The organism is Methylobacterium sp. Leaf112 (genome assembly GCF_001423295.1).
GTDB lineage: Bacteria > Pseudomonadota > Alphaproteobacteria > Rhizobiales > Beijerinckiaceae > Methylobacterium.
Genome location: NZ_LMNG01000030.1, coordinates 137,225 through 152,525 on the forward strand (window position 1 = coordinate 137,225; position 15,301 = coordinate 152,525).

Consider the following 15,301-nt stretch of genomic DNA (forward strand, 5'->3'; position numbering starts at 1 on the left):
CGTGACGCTCATCGTCTTCGACGTCGATGGCACCCTCATCGACAGCCAGCACCTCATCGTGGCGGCGCAGGGCCTCGCCTTCGCCGAGCACGGCCTCGCGGCCCCGAGCCGGGCCGAGTCCCTCTCCGTCGTCGGCCTGTCCCTGCCTCAGGCGTTCCGGCGCCTCGTCGGCGACGAGGGTCCGGTGGACGGCCTGTCGGAAAGCTACCGGCGTGCCTTCAACCTGCTGCGCCTCGACCCGAACTACGAGGAGCCGCTGTTCCCCGGTATGGAGGCGCTGCTCCAGCGCCTGCACGCCCGAAGCGACATCCGGCTCGGCATCGCCACCGGCAAGGCCCGGCGCGGGGTGGACCGGCTCATCGAGACCCATGGCTGGCGGGGCTGGTTCGCCACCACCCAATCTGCCGACGACGCGCCCTCGAAGCCCGACCCGACCATGCTGCGCCAGGCCATGGCGGAGGCCGGCGCCACGCCCGAGACCACGGTGATGATCGGCGACACCACCTACGACATGGAGATGGCGGTGAGCGCAGGCGCCGTCGCCATCGGGGTCGGCTGGGGCTACCATCCGGCCGGTGCCCTGTTCGGCGCCGGTGCCGCGACGGTGGTGGACACTGCGACCGCCCTCGGCGAGCTGTTTCCCGGCCCCGCCCACCCCTGATCCCCGGATCCGGGATGGCGGCGGGTCTCGCGGGCGCCGCGCCGATGCGCTATCCCCGGCCCATGAGCGACGATCCCAAATCCGACTGGCTCGGCGGCGCCGACGCCCCGCCCCCGAAGCCCGCTGCCGACCCCACCGCCTCCGCCCGCGGCCCCGGCAAGCCGGCCCTGCCGAAGCGCTTCTACGCCGCCGCCGGACTCGCCGAGGCCGAGGGCGGCCTGCGCCTGACCCTCGACGGCCGCCCTGCCCACACGCCGGCGCGCAACCCCCTCGTTCTGCCGAACCGAGGGCTCGCCGAGGCCGTGGCGAGGGAATGGGAGGCGCAGGTCGGGGTGATCGATCCCGCGACCATGCCGCTGACGCGGCTCGCCAACACCGCCATCGATGGCGTCGCCCCCCGGCGCGACGCGGTGATCGACGACCTCTCGGCCTATGCGGGCACCGACCTCCTCGCCTACCGGGCCGGTGAGCCGGATCGCCTCGTGGCCGCGCAATCCGCCGCCTGGGACCCCGTGCTCGACTGGGCCCGCGAGAATCTCGGCGCCCGCTTCATCCTCGGCGAAGGGGTGATGCACGTCGCCCAACCGGAGGACACCGTCGCGGCCCTGCGCCGGGCCATCGCGGCGACGGACGGGCCGTTCCGGCTTGCGGCCCTCCACACCCTGACGACCCTCACGGGCTCCCTCGTCCTGGCGCTGGCCGTGCTCGCCGGGCATCTCACGCCGGCCGAGGCCTGGGCCGCCGCCCACGTGGACGAGACCTATCAGGCGAGCGTCTGGGGCACGGACGCCGAGGCGGCGGCGCGCCACGCCCTGCGCACGGCCGAGTTCGAGGCGGCAGCCCACCTCGCCGCACTGGCGCGCCGAGAGCCGGAACGTGGTTCGCCGAAGACTTGAAATCCATTTTCGCTGAAAGCGCCGCGTGCTAAGTGCGCTTCAAACCGTAGCCGTTGGGCTCTCGCGAGAGAGCCCGTGGGCGCGGGTCCCGTCATCTCTCCAAGGCAAGGCGTTTTCCGCATGAAAGACATTCTCGAACGGCTCGAGGAGCGGCGCGCCCAGGCCCGCCTCGGCGGCGGTGAGAACCGCGTCGTGGCCCAGCACAAGCGCGGCAAGCTGACGGCGCGCGAGCGCATCGAACTCCTCCTCGACCATGGGTCGTTCGAGGAATTCGACATGTTCGTGCAGCACCGCTCGACCGATTTCGGGATGGAGAAGCAGAAGATCCCCGGCGACGGCGTCGTCACCGGCTGGGGCACCATCAACGGCCGCACCGTCTTCCTGTTCTCGAAGGACTTCACGGTGTTCGGCGGCTCCCTGTCGGAGTCGCACGCGGCCAAGATCGTCAAGGTCCAGGACATGGCCCTGAAGATGCGCGCGCCGATCATCGGCATCTTCGATGCCGGCGGCGCCCGCATCCAGGAGGGCGTCGCGGCGCTCGGCGGCTACGGCGAGGTCTTCCGCCGCAACGTCGCCGCCTCCGGCGTCATCCCGCAGATCTCCGTCATCATGGGCCCGTGCGCCGGCGGCGACGTCTACTCGCCGGCCATGACCGACTTCATCTTCATGGTGCGCGACACGAGCTACATGTTCGTGACCGGCCCCGACGTGGTCAAGACCGTCACCAACGAGGTCGTGACCGCCGAAGAACTCGGCGGCGCCAAGGTCCACACAACCAAGTCCTCCATCGCCGACGGCTCGTTCGAGAACGACGTCGAGGCGCTGCTGCAGATCCGCCGCCTCGTCGACTTCCTGCCCGCCAACAACATCGACGGCGTGCCGGATCTCGAGAGCTTCGACGATCCGCTGCGCCTCGACATGAGCCTCGACACGCTCATCCCCGACAACCCGAACAAGCCCTACGACATGGGCGAGCTCATTCGCCGCGTGGCCGACGAGGGCGACTTCTTCGAGATCCAGGCGACCTACGCCCGCAACATCATGACGGGCTTCGGCCGCATCGAAGGCCGCACCGTCGGCTTCGTCGCCAACCAGCCCATGGTGCTGGCCGGCGTGCTCGATTCCGATGCATCGCGAAAAGCCGCCCGCTTCGTGCGCTTCTGCGACGCGTTCTCGATCCCGATCGTCACCTTCGTCGACGTACCGGGCTTCCTGCCCGGCACCGCCCAGGAATACGGCGGCCTGATCAAGCACGGCGCCAAGCTGCTGTTCGCCTACTCCCAAGCGACCGTGCCGCTGGTTACCATCATCACCCGCAAGGCGTTCGGCGGCGCCTACGACGTGATGGCCTCCAAGCACGTCGGCGCCGACCTCAACTACGCCTGGCCGACGGCCCAGATCGCCGTGATGGGCGCCAAGGGTGCGGTGGAGATCATCTTCCGAAGCGAGATCGGCGACCCGGAGAAGATCGCGGAGCGGACGAGCGAGTACGAGGACCGCTTCCTGTCGCCCTTCGTGGCGGCCGAGCGCGGCTACATCGACGAGGTGATCATGCCCCACTCCACCCGCAAGCGCATCGCCCGGGCACTGGGCATGCTACGCACCAAGGAGATGGAGCAGCCCTGGAAGAAGCACGACAACATCCCGCTCTGAGGGCAGGGAGCCGAAGTCCCGCTCACCGGGCGCGCAGGCCGGACACGGGCCCATGCTGCGCATGAGGCAGACCGAAATCGCCGGCCCGACACCTCCGGGCCGGCGGTTTCGTTTTCGAGATCCATCAGCCGTGGCCGTCGGTTCGGCTGGTCGCGAGGATTGGCCGATCCGCCACGAGGCGCCGTTTCAGACGGATCAATGCCTCCCGCTGCAACTCGCTCGGCGCCGAATGCGCGGAGGCGACCGATCTCACGAGTTCGACGAACTGCAGCCGCTCGGCCTCCGTCAGGTGGGCCTTCAACAGCGGCACCAGGGGATCGGCGATTTGCGAGAACGGGTGGCGTGGCTGCGTGTAGGTCCAGGCCCGCTCGAACATCTGGGAGATCCGCTCGATCTCCAGGGGCGTCTCCATCACTTCGAGGATGCGCGTCTTCTCCGCGGCGGTGATCGGACTGCCGGTGCGCACGATCTGGATCAGCAGGATCACGGCGGCCAGCCTGACGTCGTTGACGCGCTGGAGGGGTGATCCGAAGAAATCGGTGAAGGCGCTTCGCGCGCGGCGCTGCAGCCCCTTCGTGTCCCGGTCGACCTCGCGGAGTTGCGAGACGGTGCCGTGCACCCGCAAGACCCAGAACACGACGCCCGCCACGATGGCCAAGGCAAGGAGGAGGATCGGCAAACTACATGCTCCGCGAACGATGAATCGGGTCGAACACGAGCGCAACACAGACCGAGGCGATGGTCAAATCCCCGTGATCGGGAAACGACTTATCCACGATGTGAGCGTCTGTTGAAGATACCCGTATTCAAGGTAGTGCAGAGGATTTCTCAGTTTCTGTGCTGTGGTTTTCGAAAGTCGTGCCATGATCGCACCCCGGACGATCGAGGAGACCATCATGGCGACCGAAAACAAACGCGGCAGTCGCGAAGCGAAGAAGCCGAAAAAGCCCGTGGTCAAGACCATCGCGGCGGCGGCCTCGACCAAGGATATGGTCAGCGCGGCGGTGAAGAACGCCAAGAAATAACAGTCCGGCGAACCGTCAGCCGTGCCGGAGCGCGTCTTCCTGCACGGCGTGGCCGGGCGTGACGATGCCGGGTCCTGCCGCACCACCGAGTTCGAGCAGGACGATCTCGGGCGGAACGCCGAAGCGCACCGGGACCCGGCTGACGCCGAAGCCGCCCGAGACGATCATGTGCCGATTCTTCAGCACCACGTGCCCGTAGGCGAAGTCGTTGCCTTTTCGCGATGGAATCACGGGTGAGTAGCCGAACAGGCGGATCTGACCCCCATGGGTGTGGCCCGCGAGGGTGAGGGAGACGCGGTCGGGCACATCGAGAAATACGTCGGGCTCGTGCACCATGAGGAGCACCGGGGCCGGATCGGTGATCTGCGCGAGGGTGCCGGGCAGGTCGTCGCGGCCCTCGTAATTGCCGACCTTCACGAACGGCTCCTGGTCGCCGAGGCCCGCGATCCAGAACGGGTGCCCGTCCTTCTCCAAGCGAAGCACGGTGTTCTCCATCACCGGGATGCCGCGCGCCTCCAGCACGCGCTGCGCCTCGGTGACGTCGCTTCTGCCCGCCTGCGTGTCGGCGTCATCCCACCAGTCGTGATTGCCCAGGATGGCGTGGACGCCGAGGGGTGCGCGCAGGCCCTCGACCACCCGGGCGAACTCCATCAGCGGCACCTTGCGGAAGGTGACGGTCGGACTCGCCGGATAGTCGCCCAGCATCAGGATCAGGTCCGGCTTCAGCGCGTTGGTCGCATCGACGATCTCGGCGATGCGGTCGAGGGGCATGAACGGCTCGCCGACGTGAAAATCCGCTAGGACCGCGACCCGCAGGCGCAAGCCCGGCGTCCAGCGTGGAAGCACCGGGCTGTACCGGGTCACGACGAGGCGGAAGCGCGGCTCGATGACGAAGGCATAGGCCCCGGTGGATAGGCCGAGAACGCCCGCCGCGCCGAGGCCGCCCAGCACTTGCCTGCGACTCGGCAGGATCAACATCGAAAGGGTCCTCGGGTGACGGGCCGATCCCGTCTCCCTCGGCGCCAATGGTGACGAATTGACGACGGCGCAGGGCGATTCAGACGGTCCCCGCACCACCGAAGGACCACCCGAGCATCAGACCTGCGGAGCGTCCTCGTGCTCGAAGCGCGCCGCCATCCGGGCAGCCTTTGCCCGGGTCGCCACCGCCTTGCCCGCCAGAGCCGACACGAGGACCGCGGCGGCAAGCGCCGGAAGGGCCACGGGCCGGAAGCTCTCCGCGACCCGGCCGGAGGCGGGGGTACGACGGTCGAGTTCGGGGGCGGCGCTCTGGGTCTGATCGGGGGCGTACATGAAACGGGTGTCCTGCTTTGCGCTCATACGGCGGCCGCCGGGGTGTCCTGACCCGCCCGGTCGCCCCACGCTCGCGGGCACCTTGCGGTTCGACCCGGACGCGTGTCGAGCTTCACAGCAACCATAAAGGTGGTCGCAATATGAATGGCGGATTAAGACTACGCGGATGCCCGAAATCACGGCAGCCTTGTTTCTCGTCACAGACAGCCGAGGCAACAGATCCGTGATCGACGTTGCGGCATTGCAATAACCCGCACCGCAATGCGGTCGTTGCTTGAATACAGCTGGCGTGTGGCCCGTCAGCCACGGGCGTGGGACATGGCTTCGAGCCCTTCCGCGGCGATCCACGCCTGGGTCCGATCGAGGGCACGGGTCAGGCGATCGAACAGGGTGTCGATCTCGTCGGGCGCGATGACGAGGGGCGGGCACACGGCGACGCGGTCGCCGGCGAGAAACCGGACGATCAAACCCTCGGCCTGAGCGAACGCGACGCACCGGGCGGCAACGCCCAGCTTGGGGTCGTACTGCCGCTTCGTCTTCTTATCGGCGACGATTTCGAGACCGCCGATGAGGCCGAGCCCGCGCGCCTCGCCGACGATGGGGTGATCGGCGAGTGCCGACAGGCGGGCCTGGAAATGCGGCGCCTTGCGGGCGACGCCCTCGATGATCCCGTCGCGGCGGTAGATCGCAATGGTCTTGAGGGCCACCGCACAGGCGACGGGGTGCCCAGAATAGGTGGTGCCGTGACCGAAGGTGCCGAGCTTGGCGCTCTGCGAGACCATGTGCCGATAGAGCGGCTCGTCGATGGAGATGCCGCCGAGCGGCATGTAGCCGGAGGTCACCGCCTTGGCGAAGGACAGGCTGTCGGGCCGCATGCCCATGGCCTCGGACCCGAACCAGGTGCCGAGCCGCCCGAAGCCGCAGATCACCTCGTCGGCGATGAAGCGCACGTCGTGGCGGTCGAGCACCGCCTGGATCTTGGCGTAGTAGCCCGCCGGCGGCACGATGGCGCCACCGGCCCCCAGCACCGGCTCGGCCACGAACGCCGCCACCGTGTCGGGGCCTTCACGCTGGATGAGGGCCTCGAGTTCGGCGGCGAGACGCGTGGCGAACGCCTCCTCGGTCTCGCCCGCTTCGCCGTACCGGTAATGGTGCGGGCAGCCCGTGTGGAGGAAGCCCGGCAGGGGCAGGTCCCAATCGGCATGGTTGGCGGGCAGCCCGGTCATCGAGGCGGTGGCCACCGTGACGCCGTGGTAGCCCTTCACGTGGGAGATGATCTTCTTCTTCTTCGGCCGGCCGAGCGCGTTGTTGAGGTACCAGGTCAGCTTGACCTGGGTGTCGTTGGCCTCGGAGCCCGACGAAGTGAAGAAGATCTTCGAGGTCGGGACCGGCATCAGCTCCTTCAGGGTCTCGGCGAGCTCGATGGCCGGGTCGTGGCTGCGGCCCGAGAACAGGTGCGTGAACGGCAGACGCGACATCTGCTCTTTCGCCGCCTCCACCAGCTCCTCGTTGGAATAGCCGAGTGCCGTGCACCACAGGCCGGCCATGCCTTCGAGATACGGACGACCGTCGCTGTCGTAGACCCAGACGCCATGGCCGCGCTCCAGGACCAACCCCCCGGTCTCGCGGAAGGTCGCGAGGTTGGTGTAGGGGTGGATGAGGGTCTCGACGTCGCGGGCCGCCAGGTTCGAGAGCATCGGGTGTCCGTTCCATGAAGCGGGCCGCACGGGGCCCTGATCGGAGCGGCCACACTAACGGCCCGATGCCCGGGCATAAACCCGCTCACCGTCGCACCGGACGCACGCTGTCATGCTCTCGCCCACCACCCTCGACCCCGCGAGCGTCATCGCCACACCCGCCCCCGGGCGGGCCTGCGGCCCCTGCACCCTGTGCTGCAAGGTCTACGATGTGCCGGCCGTCGAGAGCACCGCCGGGCAATGGTGCCGGCACACTGCTCAAGGCCGCGGCTGCGCCATCCACGCCAGCCGGCCGGACCATTGCCGGGCCTTCCACTGCCTCTGGATGACGGAGGCCTGGCTCGGCCCCGAATGGAAGCCGGACCGCGCCAAGATGGTGCTCAGCCTCGATCCCGTGTCGCGCCACATGAACGTGCAGGTCGATCCCGGCCAGCCCAACGCCTGGCGGCGCGAGCCGTACTATACCCAGCTCAAGCGCTGGGCCGCGTCGTCCCTGCCGCAGAAGCGCCACGTGCTGGTCCATCTCAACAAGGTCACCACCGTGGTGCTGCCCGACCGCGACGTGAACCTCGGCGTGTTCGAGCCCGGCGACCGTATGGTGGCCCGCGAGCGCGTGACGCCCACCGGCATCGTCATCGAGGTCGAGAAAGTTTCCCATGCGGCGTGAGCGCGGGGGATTGTGCGGCATCCTGTTCGACAAGGACGGGACGCTCGTCGATTTCGACCGCACCTGGGGCCCCGCCGCCCACGCGGTGATGGCGACCCTCGCGGGCGGGGACCGCGGCCGCTTCGAAGATCTGATGCGCGTGAGCCACTACGTCGAGGCCGAGCGGCGCTTCCTGCCGACGTCGCCGCTCCTCGCCGGTGCATCCTCGATCTACGGGCCGCTCTGGGCGCGAGTGCTCGGCCGTCCCGCCGGACCAGAGCTGTACGCCGAGATGGACCGGCTGTTCCGCGAGGCCGCCCTGCGCTCGCTCCATCCCATCGGCGCACCGGCGGACCTTCTCGCGCATCTGGCCGGGGGAGGCTACGCGCTCGGCATCGCCACCAACGACGCGGAAGCGTCCGCCCGGGCCCAGTCCGCGGTGCTGGGTCTGATGCCGCATCTCGGATTCATCGCCGGTTACGATTCCGGGCACGGGGCCAAGCCCGAGCCCGGCATGGTCCTGGCCTTCGCCGCTCATCTCGGGGTCGACCCGTCCCGCGTCGCGCTGGTGGGCGATACGCCCGCCGACACCCAGGCGGCACGGGCCGCGGGGGCTGTCGCCATCGCGGTGCTCAGCGGACCGGCGGGGGAGGGCGCCCGCGAGACCATGGCGGCCCTGGCCGATCACGTCATCGGCTCCATCCACGACCTGCCCGCCCTGCTGGCCGAGATCGAAGGCGCGAAGACTCAAGGCTAGCCCCGAGGAGCGGCCGCATCCTCGCGGGCGACATCGCGCCAGCGCAGCACCAGCCGCTCGAACCCGGCGATGTCCTCCGGAGCGAGACGGCCGAGGGTCCGGGCGACGTAGGCCTTCTGAGCCGCGATACCGCGGGCGGCGAGATCCGCGCCGGCACGCGTGAGGTGGAGGGCGTGCGAGCGCCGGTCCCCGGGGATCGCGCGGCGCTCGACCCATCCGGCCTCCACCAGGCGATCGACTAAGCCGGAGACATTCCCCTTCGTGACATAGAGCCGCGCCGCGAGATCCTGCTGGGTGGCGCCCTCGCGCTCGGTCAGGGTGGACAGCGCATCGAATTGCGGGATCGAGAGGCCCAGCCCACGCAGTTCCGCGCCCATGGCGGCGGTGACGCGGCGGTTGAGGCGGATGAACCGGAACCAGACCCGAAGCGGATCCGGGGTCTCGGCCTCCGGCAACGCCGCGGATCGGTCTGGGGCGGTCGCGCTCATGGTCGCCTCGCTATAGCAGAACCGGTGGGCAGCGGAAGCACGGGCGGGTGGCGCACGGTGCCGACGCCCGGTAAAGCTCGGCGGGCCGCCTCGGAGTCTCCCGCGGCCGCGCGAGGGGCAGCGTGCCCGACAGGGATCGTCGTCAAACCCATGCGTCGTCTGCCCTTCGAGGAGCCCGTCACCCGCGCCGGCCCGCTCGCCCGCACGGTCGCCGGCCTCGCCCTGTTCGTCAGCCTGTTCGCCCTCGTGCTCGTGCGCGATCCGCGTGCGGAGGCCGGTCCGGCCCTGGCGACCCTCGGCGCCGGCCTGGTCCTCGCCGTCACCGCCGTGGGGCTCGCGACGTTCGCCTTCGTACGGGTCTGGCGCGAGGGCGCGCGCGGCCTCGGCGCGGCGCTGGCCGGGCTGTTCGTGGCCTGCCTGATCCTCGCCTATCCGGCCTTCGTGGGCCTGCGGGCCCTGCGCCTGCCCGCACTCACGGATATCTCCACCGATATCGACAACCCACCGGCGTTCTCGCGCTCGCGCACCGCCTTCGCGGCTCGGGACGGGCGCTATCCGCCGGACCCCGGACCGGCGGCGCGGGCCAGCCAGCGCGCGGCCTATCCGCAGGTCGCGCCCTTGACCCTCGACCTCGATGCCGACGTCGCGTTCGAGCTCGCCCGCAAGGCGGCGGTGAACCGGCGCTGGCAGATCGTCGAGGCGATCCGCCCCGGCGGCCGGATCGGCAACGGCCGGATCGAGGCAGTGTCGCGTGGCCTCCTGCTCAACCTCGCCGACGACGTCACCGTCCGGGTCCATCCCCGGGCCGACGGTGCCCGGATCGACGTGCGCTCCGCGTCCCGCCTCGGGAGCCACGATTTCGGCGGCAACGCCGACCGCATCCGCGCCTATCTCGACGAGGTCGCCAACCTCGCCATCGCCGTCAAATAGGCGTCAGGCGGGGGCGTAGCGCCCCTCCAGGCGCGGTGGCCCCTCGGTGACGACGAGGCCGCGCTCCACCAGATCCTCCAGATGGGCGAAGACCGAGAGGGCGGCGGCGCCCCGGAGGGCTGGATTCAGCCCCTGGTAGATCGCCCCAACGATGGCGCGGATATCGCGGTCGCCGGCCTCGATCCGCCCACGGATCGTCGTCTCGCGCTGCCGGCGATGGGCGCTGAGCCCGCGGACGAACCGGCGCGGGTCCCGAACCGGACCGCCATGTCCCGGCCAGTACACGGTCTCTGTCCGCTCGCGGAGCTTGTCGAGGGAGGCCATGTAGGCCCGCATGGAGCCGTCCGGCGGCGCCACGATGCTCGTCGACCACGCCATGACGTGATCGCCCGAGAACAGGGCGGATTCTTGCGGCAGCGCGAAGGCGAGGTGGTTCATGGTGTGGCCCGGGGTCTCCACCGCCTCCAGGGTCCAGCCATCCCCCGTCAGGGTATCGCCCTCGCGCATGAGGCGATCCGGGACATGGTCGCGGTCCGCACTCGCGTCCAGGTGCGGGAACTCGCCCTCGGCCAGATCGCGCGCCGCCCGGTGCGGTCCGCAGCCGACGATGGGCGCCCCCGTGCGGGCCTGGAGCAGGCGCGCTGCCGGCGAATGGTCGCGATGGGTGTGGGTGACCACGATGGCCTCGACCCGCTCGCCGGGGATCGAGGCCAGGAGCGCGTCGATGTTCGCCGCATCCTCCGGGCCGGGGTCGATGACCGCGACGGCACCGCTGCCGACGATGTAGGTGCAGGTGCCGCTCGCCGTGAACGGGCTCGCGTTGGAGCAGACGCGGCGCCGGATCAGCGCCGACAGCCGCTGCGTCTCGCCACTCGTGGGAGCGCCCGAGTCGAAGACCGGATCGTCGCGCGTTTCGCTCATGCGGTCTCCGGGGAGGTCCATGGACATGCCCGCCCCTACGCGATCCCCGGGCGCGCGACAACGCCACGGGAATGAAGCCTTTTATTTTCATTATAGCCAATGCTATATCGCGAGAAGGCAAGCTGGGCGCGGAGCCGCGCCGTCACCGAGGGACCGTACGGAGCGATGGGTTATCAGGACGGCACGTGGCGCTTCCACCGCGACACGCAGGAGCAGCCGAGCCTCGGCGCCATGAACGGCAGCGTTCCGGTGCTCGCCACCGGGACGTGGCTGCGCCGGCTCCTGGCCTTCATCGGGCCGGGGTACATGATCTCGGTCGGCTACATGGACCCGGGCAACTGGGCCACCGACATCGCCGGGGGGGCCCAGTTCGGCTACACCCTGCTCTCCGTCATCCTGCTCTCGAACCTCATGGCCATCGTGCTGCAGGCGCTGGCCGCGCGGCTCGGCATCGCCACGGGCCGCGACCTCGCCCAGGCCTGCCGCGACCACTATTCGCGTCCCGTCGGCCTCGTCCTGTGGCTCGCCTGCGAGGCGGCGATCATCGCCTGCGACCTCGCCGAGGTGATCGGCACCGCCATCGCCCTCAAGCTCCTGTTCGGCATTCCCCTCGTGCTGGGGGCGACCATCACGGCGCTGGACGTGTTCCTGATCCTGCTGCTGATGCGGCGCGGTTTTCGCGCCCTCGAAGCGTTCGTCATCGCGCTGCTCGGCGTGATCTTCGTCTGCTTCGGCGTGCAGATCGCCCTGGCGAGCCCACCCCTGCAGGCGGTGCTCGGCGGCTTCCTGCCGACGCCCGAGATCGTGACGAACCCGGCGGCCCTCTACATCGCCATCGGCATCATCGGCGCCACGGTGATGCCGCATAACCTCTACCTGCACTCCTCCATCGTACAGACCCGCGCCTACCCGCGCACCGACGAGGGCAAGCGCGCGGCCTTCCGCTTCGCCTTCACGGATTCCACCATCGCGCTGATGCTGGCGCTGTTCGTCAATGCGGCGATCCTCATCCTGGCGGCCTCGGTCTTTCACGCCAACGGGCGGACCGACGTGCAGGAGATCGAACAGGCCTACGAACTGCTGTCGCCGCTCCTCGGGGCCGGCATCGCCTCGACCCTGTTCGCCGTGGCGCTCCTCGCCTCGGGGCTGAATTCCACCGTGACCGCGACGCTCGCCGGCCAGATCGTCATGGAAGGCTTCCTGCGGTTGCGCATCCCCGATTGGGCGCGCCGGCTCATCACCCGGGGCATCGCCATCGTGCCGGTGATCGTCGTCACGGCGCTCTACGGCGAACAGGGCACCGCCCGCCTCCTCGTCCTGAGCCAAGTGGTGCTGTCGATGCAGTTGCCGTTCGCCGTGATCCCCCTGGTCCGCTTCGTCTCCGATCGGAGCAAGATGGGCGCCCTGGTGATTCCCGGGTGGCTGAAGGTCCTGTCCTGGGCCATCGCCGGGCTGATCGTCGTCCTCAACGTCAAGCTCCTGATCGACACCGTCATGGGCGCCTGATCCGGCGGCGCGTCGCCCGAAAGGGTCGCGGGCCGCCTCTTTCCGAACCAGCGCACGACGGAAACGGATCCGGGGCACACCCGGGCGCCGCCGGACAAACACACCTCGAAAACATAGCCGTGGCTTACTCTTCCAGCAGAGGCTTCACCATGTCCGGTCCACCCCGCGCCTGGCGGGCGGCATTCGTCTCCTTGATGATCTCCGCAACCCCGCCGCTCGCCCTGGCGCAGGCTCCCGGGGAGATCCCCGAACGGCCGCCGCAATCGGCCGCCGCCGAGCCGCAGGGTGATTTCCCGGTCTCGATCCGGTCGTCGCTCGGCCCGTGGGGCGATCCCGGCGGCCTTCGCGCCGCCTGGGCCGCACGCGGCGTGAATCTGACCCTGCTGTCGACCGACGAAGTGCTGGGGAATCCCCATGGCGGCGTGCGCACCGGCCCGATCTACGCGGGCAAGGTCGAGGCCATCCTCAGGCTCGACCTCGAGCGCCTCGCGGGCCTCGACGGCGTGAGCGCTTTTGCCAACGCCTTCCGGATTCACGACACCGGCGGCCTGCGCGACCGAAGTTTTCAACGGCTCATCACGGTCAGCAACATCGAAGCGTATCCCACCACCCGCCTGTCGGAACTCTGGCTCGAACGGCGGTGGGACTCGGGGCTCGGCCTGCGAATCGGGCAGCTCGCCGCCGACGGGGAGTTCTTCGCCTCCGAGACGGGCAAGCCGTTTCTCAGCAACGACTGGCCGACGATCACCGGCGCCAACCTTCCGAGCGGCGGACCGGCCTATCCCCTGGCCACCCCCGGCATCCGCCTGCGCTACGAAGCCGGCGCGGACCTCTCGGCTCTGGTGGCGGTGTTCAACGGCGATCCCGGCGACCAGCGCGTGGTCAACCGGTACGGAACGAACTTTCGCGTCGGCGACCCGCCCCTGGTGATGGCCGAGATCCAGATGCGGCGGAACCAGGAGACGGAGACACCTGCGCTCGCGGGAACCCTGAAACTCGGGGGATACCGGCATTTCGGCCGGTTCGACGATCTGCGCTTCGGCGCGGACGGCCTACGCCTCGCGGATCGATCCAGCCTCGGGACGGCGCGGCGCCTGCGCGGGACCAGCGGGATCTACGCCGTCGTCGATCAGCAACTCTACCGCCCGGACGGGGGCGGTCCATCGAGCGGTGTGTCGGTCTACGCCCGCGTCTCGGCGAGCCCCTCGGACCGCAACCCGATCGACCTGTGGGCGGATGGCGGTGTCGTCGTCGCCGGCTTGATCCCGGGGCGGCCGGACGATCTGTTCGGCGCCAGCGTGATCTACGCCCGGATCAGTGAGGCTGCGCGCGGCTTCGACCGCGACCGTGTCGACCTGCAGGCGAGTGGGGAGCCGATCCGCACGGCGGAAGCGACCTTCGAACTGTCGTATCAGGCCCAGATCAGACCCGGCTGGACCGTGCAGCCGGATCTTCAGTACATATTCAATCCCGGGGGCGGACTCGCGGACCCCGAGCGCCGGAACACACGGATCAAGGGTGGTTTCGTCTTCGGGATGCGTTCGACCCTGGTCTACTGACCGGACGCGTAGAGGATGGAGGCGATCACGACCGCCGACGCGTGGCGCGAACGCGCACGGGTACGAGCTGCGGCGCGGGGGCCGACCCTTCCACCAGGGCGCCGAGTCCCCGGGACACGGCTTCGCCAACCGAACCCGCTGCCTTCACGAGGCGCCGCACGATCGATCCGACGAACGATGTACTCATGACGGGCTCCTTGATCAGCGACGGGTACCGAACGCGACCGGCGACGGGCCGGTTCCGATGGCGGTTGAGAGACAGATAAGGAGCGATGTCGTGCCTGCGCAGGACCGGAGGTCGATCCGTCGCACCATCACGCCGCTGCGCCCTCAGCTGCCCCCTGGGCCGTGAGCTTGACGGTAAATCTGGCACGCCGAGCACCGGTCCGGCAAGGCGGCACACGGCCGTTGAGGTTTGAAACGAGCCGTGCGCGAAAATCCTTCGCGGTCGCTGTGAATCCGACCGGACGACGCCGGAACCGGGGCGAAAACTTGGCGTTATTGCTGCAATGAGGTCGCAGCCTGACGCTGCGCCAAATCTTTCGAAGGATAGAGTCAGATGCTCGGTTGGGCCGTAACATTCCTCGTCGTCGCCCTCGTGGCAGCTCTGCTCGGTTTCGGCGGTATTGCCGGCACCGCCATGGAAGCCGCGAAGCTCGTGTTCTTCGTCGCCATCGTTCTGTTCGCCATCTCCGCCGTCATCGGCCTGATGCGCGGACGTTCCCCGACCCTCTGACGGGCGTCGGTTCGCACGGCACCGGCCGGGTGGGCATCGGCCCACCCGAAGCGATCAATGAGGGCCGCCGGCGCATCGCCGTGCGGCTCTCGTCGATTCGGATGGTACGGGCGCCGGATCGGCGCCTCAGGATGTCGCTTCGTCCGGCGGGGACGCTTCGAGCTGGGCAATGAGATCGCGGAAGCGGTCGGGTACCGGTTGCTGCACGACCGTATCGTACATGGCCCGAAGGTGCAGACCGATGCGCTTCTGGGTGTGGTCGCTGAGGCCACGGCCACGGGTGTCCTCGTCGGCACGCACGGTACGATCCCCAGGGGCGGGATCGCCCTTGTCGTGTGTGTTCATGCGTCGATTCCCCTTGATGCCGGACACCGGCATCGCCGCGATTGTTTTGCGGCTTGACATAGGTCATGGCTGCAGCTGCAACGCCGATGCGATCAGTCGGTTCCCGTCAGGCGGAACGGAGCTCTCCAATCCGCGTTGTGGCGGAAGCGGCCAAGGCACGTGGCCAAGAA

At 69.2% G+C, this 15,301-nt stretch carries 17 protein-coding genes; 10 read left to right on the top strand and 7 right to left on the bottom strand.

What is annotated here, in order from left to right; translation table 11 throughout:
* Nucleotide 1 precedes the first annotated feature (1 nt).
* The 3 genes from ASF52_RS14515 (at nt 2) to ASF52_RS14525 (ending at nt 3,210) form a co-directional block, all read left to right on the top strand.
* Nucleotides 2-661, top strand: a complete 660-nt coding sequence (locus ASF52_RS14515) for an HAD-IA family hydrolase (RefSeq protein ID WP_056173366.1) — start codon at nt 2-4, stop codon at nt 659-661.
* Nucleotides 662-723: 62 nt separating this feature from the next.
* Nucleotides 724-1,557, top strand: coding sequence for an ATP12 family chaperone protein (locus ASF52_RS14520; protein WP_056174118.1), 834 nt, complete (start codon nt 724-726; stop codon nt 1,555-1,557).
* A 120-nt stretch (nt 1,558-1,677) separates the two neighbouring features.
* Nucleotides 1,678-3,210, top strand: coding sequence for an acyl-CoA carboxylase subunit beta (locus ASF52_RS14525; RefSeq protein WP_056173369.1), 1,533 nt, complete (start codon nt 1,678-1,680; stop codon nt 3,208-3,210).
* Nucleotides 3,211-3,334: 124 nt separating this feature from the next.
* Here the strand turns inward: ASF52_RS14525 and ASF52_RS14530 are convergent, their stop codons facing one another.
* Complete coding sequence (locus tag ASF52_RS14530; protein ID WP_056173371.1) at nt 3,335-3,889, bottom strand: TerB family tellurite resistance protein; 555 nt, start codon at nt 3,887-3,889, stop codon at nt 3,335-3,337.
* A 217-nt stretch (nt 3,890-4,106) separates the two neighbouring features.
* Here ASF52_RS14530 and ASF52_RS23530 point away from each other — a divergent pair, with 217 nt between their 5' ends.
* Entirely contained in the window at nt 4,107-4,235 is a 129-nt protein-coding gene (locus tag ASF52_RS23530) for a hypothetical protein (protein ID WP_274533103.1), read from the top strand.
* Nucleotides 4,236-4,250: 15 nt separating this feature from the next.
* On the opposite strand, the gene ASF52_RS14535 is transcribed toward ASF52_RS23530, so the two are convergent.
* From ASF52_RS14535 to ASF52_RS14545, 3 genes are all read right to left on the bottom strand, one after another.
* A complete protein-coding gene (locus ASF52_RS14535; protein ID WP_056173374.1) occupies nt 4,251-5,213 on the bottom strand; it encodes a metallophosphoesterase in 963 nt (320 codons plus the stop codon).
* 117 nt (nt 5,214-5,330) lie between these two features.
* Complete coding sequence (locus ASF52_RS14540) at nt 5,331-5,546, bottom strand: hypothetical protein (protein ID WP_056174120.1); 216 nt, start codon at nt 5,544-5,546, stop codon at nt 5,331-5,333.
* Between the two features lie 299 nt (nt 5,547-5,845).
* The gene (locus ASF52_RS14545; protein WP_056173377.1) at nt 5,846-7,243 is read right to left on the bottom strand and encodes an aminotransferase; all 1,398 of its coding nucleotides are present in this window, start codon (nt 7,241-7,243) and stop codon (nt 5,846-5,848) included.
* Nucleotides 7,244-7,355: 112 nt separating this feature from the next.
* Here ASF52_RS14545 and ASF52_RS14550 point away from each other — a divergent pair, with 112 nt between their 5' ends.
* Both ASF52_RS14550 and ASF52_RS14555 read left to right on the top strand, forming a co-directional pair.
* The gene (locus ASF52_RS14550) at nt 7,356-7,910 is read left to right on the top strand and encodes a hypothetical protein (protein ID WP_056173385.1); all 555 of its coding nucleotides are present in this window, start codon (nt 7,356-7,358) and stop codon (nt 7,908-7,910) included.
* The gene (locus tag ASF52_RS14555) at nt 7,900-8,646 is read left to right on the top strand and encodes an HAD family hydrolase (RefSeq protein WP_056173387.1); all 747 of its coding nucleotides are present in this window, start codon (nt 7,900-7,902) and stop codon (nt 8,644-8,646) included. The genes ASF52_RS14550 and ASF52_RS14555 overlap by 11 nt, the downstream gene beginning before the upstream one ends.
* Here ASF52_RS14555 and ASF52_RS14560 read toward each other — a convergent pair.
* On the bottom strand, nt 8,643-9,134 hold the full coding sequence (locus ASF52_RS14560; RefSeq protein ID WP_056173392.1) for a MarR family winged helix-turn-helix transcriptional regulator: 492 nt from the start codon (nt 9,132-9,134) through the stop codon (nt 8,643-8,645). The two genes, ASF52_RS14555 and ASF52_RS14560, sit on opposite strands and share 4 nt — an antisense overlap.
* Nucleotides 9,135-9,284: 150 nt before the next feature.
* Between ASF52_RS14560 and ASF52_RS14565 the strand changes: the two genes are divergently transcribed.
* Nucleotides 9,285-10,064, top strand: a complete 780-nt coding sequence (locus tag ASF52_RS14565; protein ID WP_056173396.1) for a DUF1499 domain-containing protein — start codon at nt 9,285-9,287, stop codon at nt 10,062-10,064.
* A 3-nt stretch (nt 10,065-10,067) separates the two neighbouring features.
* Here ASF52_RS14565 and ASF52_RS14570 read toward each other — a convergent pair whose 3' ends face one another.
* Nucleotides 10,068-10,985, bottom strand: coding sequence for an MBL fold metallo-hydrolase (locus ASF52_RS14570; protein WP_056174122.1), 918 nt, complete (start codon nt 10,983-10,985; stop codon nt 10,068-10,070).
* Nucleotides 10,986-11,150: 165 nt separating this feature from the next.
* Between ASF52_RS14570 and ASF52_RS14575 the strand changes: the two genes are divergently transcribed.
* The 3 genes from ASF52_RS14575 to ASF52_RS22115 all read left to right on the top strand — a co-directional run bounded on the left by ASF52_RS14575 (nt 11,151) and on the right by ASF52_RS22115 (nt 14,786).
* The gene (locus ASF52_RS14575; protein WP_056173399.1) at nt 11,151-12,491 is read left to right on the top strand and encodes an Nramp family divalent metal transporter; all 1,341 of its coding nucleotides are present in this window, start codon (nt 11,151-11,153) and stop codon (nt 12,489-12,491) included.
* A gap of 149 nt (nt 12,492-12,640) precedes the next feature.
* A complete protein-coding gene (locus ASF52_RS14580; protein ID WP_244473825.1) occupies nt 12,641-14,050 on the top strand; it encodes a carbohydrate porin in 1,410 nt (469 codons plus the stop codon).
* A 559-nt stretch (nt 14,051-14,609) separates the two neighbouring features.
* Nucleotides 14,610-14,786 (top strand): DUF1328 domain-containing protein, encoded by a 177-nt coding sequence (locus tag ASF52_RS22115; protein ID WP_003599466.1) that lies wholly within the window; start codon nt 14,610-14,612, stop codon nt 14,784-14,786.
* Between the two features lie 126 nt (nt 14,787-14,912).
* Here ASF52_RS22115 and ASF52_RS14585 read toward each other — a convergent pair whose 3' ends face one another.
* A complete protein-coding gene (locus ASF52_RS14585) occupies nt 14,913-15,131 on the bottom strand; it encodes a NepR family anti-sigma factor (protein ID WP_056174126.1) in 219 nt (72 codons plus the stop codon).
* Nucleotides 15,132-15,301: the final 170 nt, after the last annotated feature.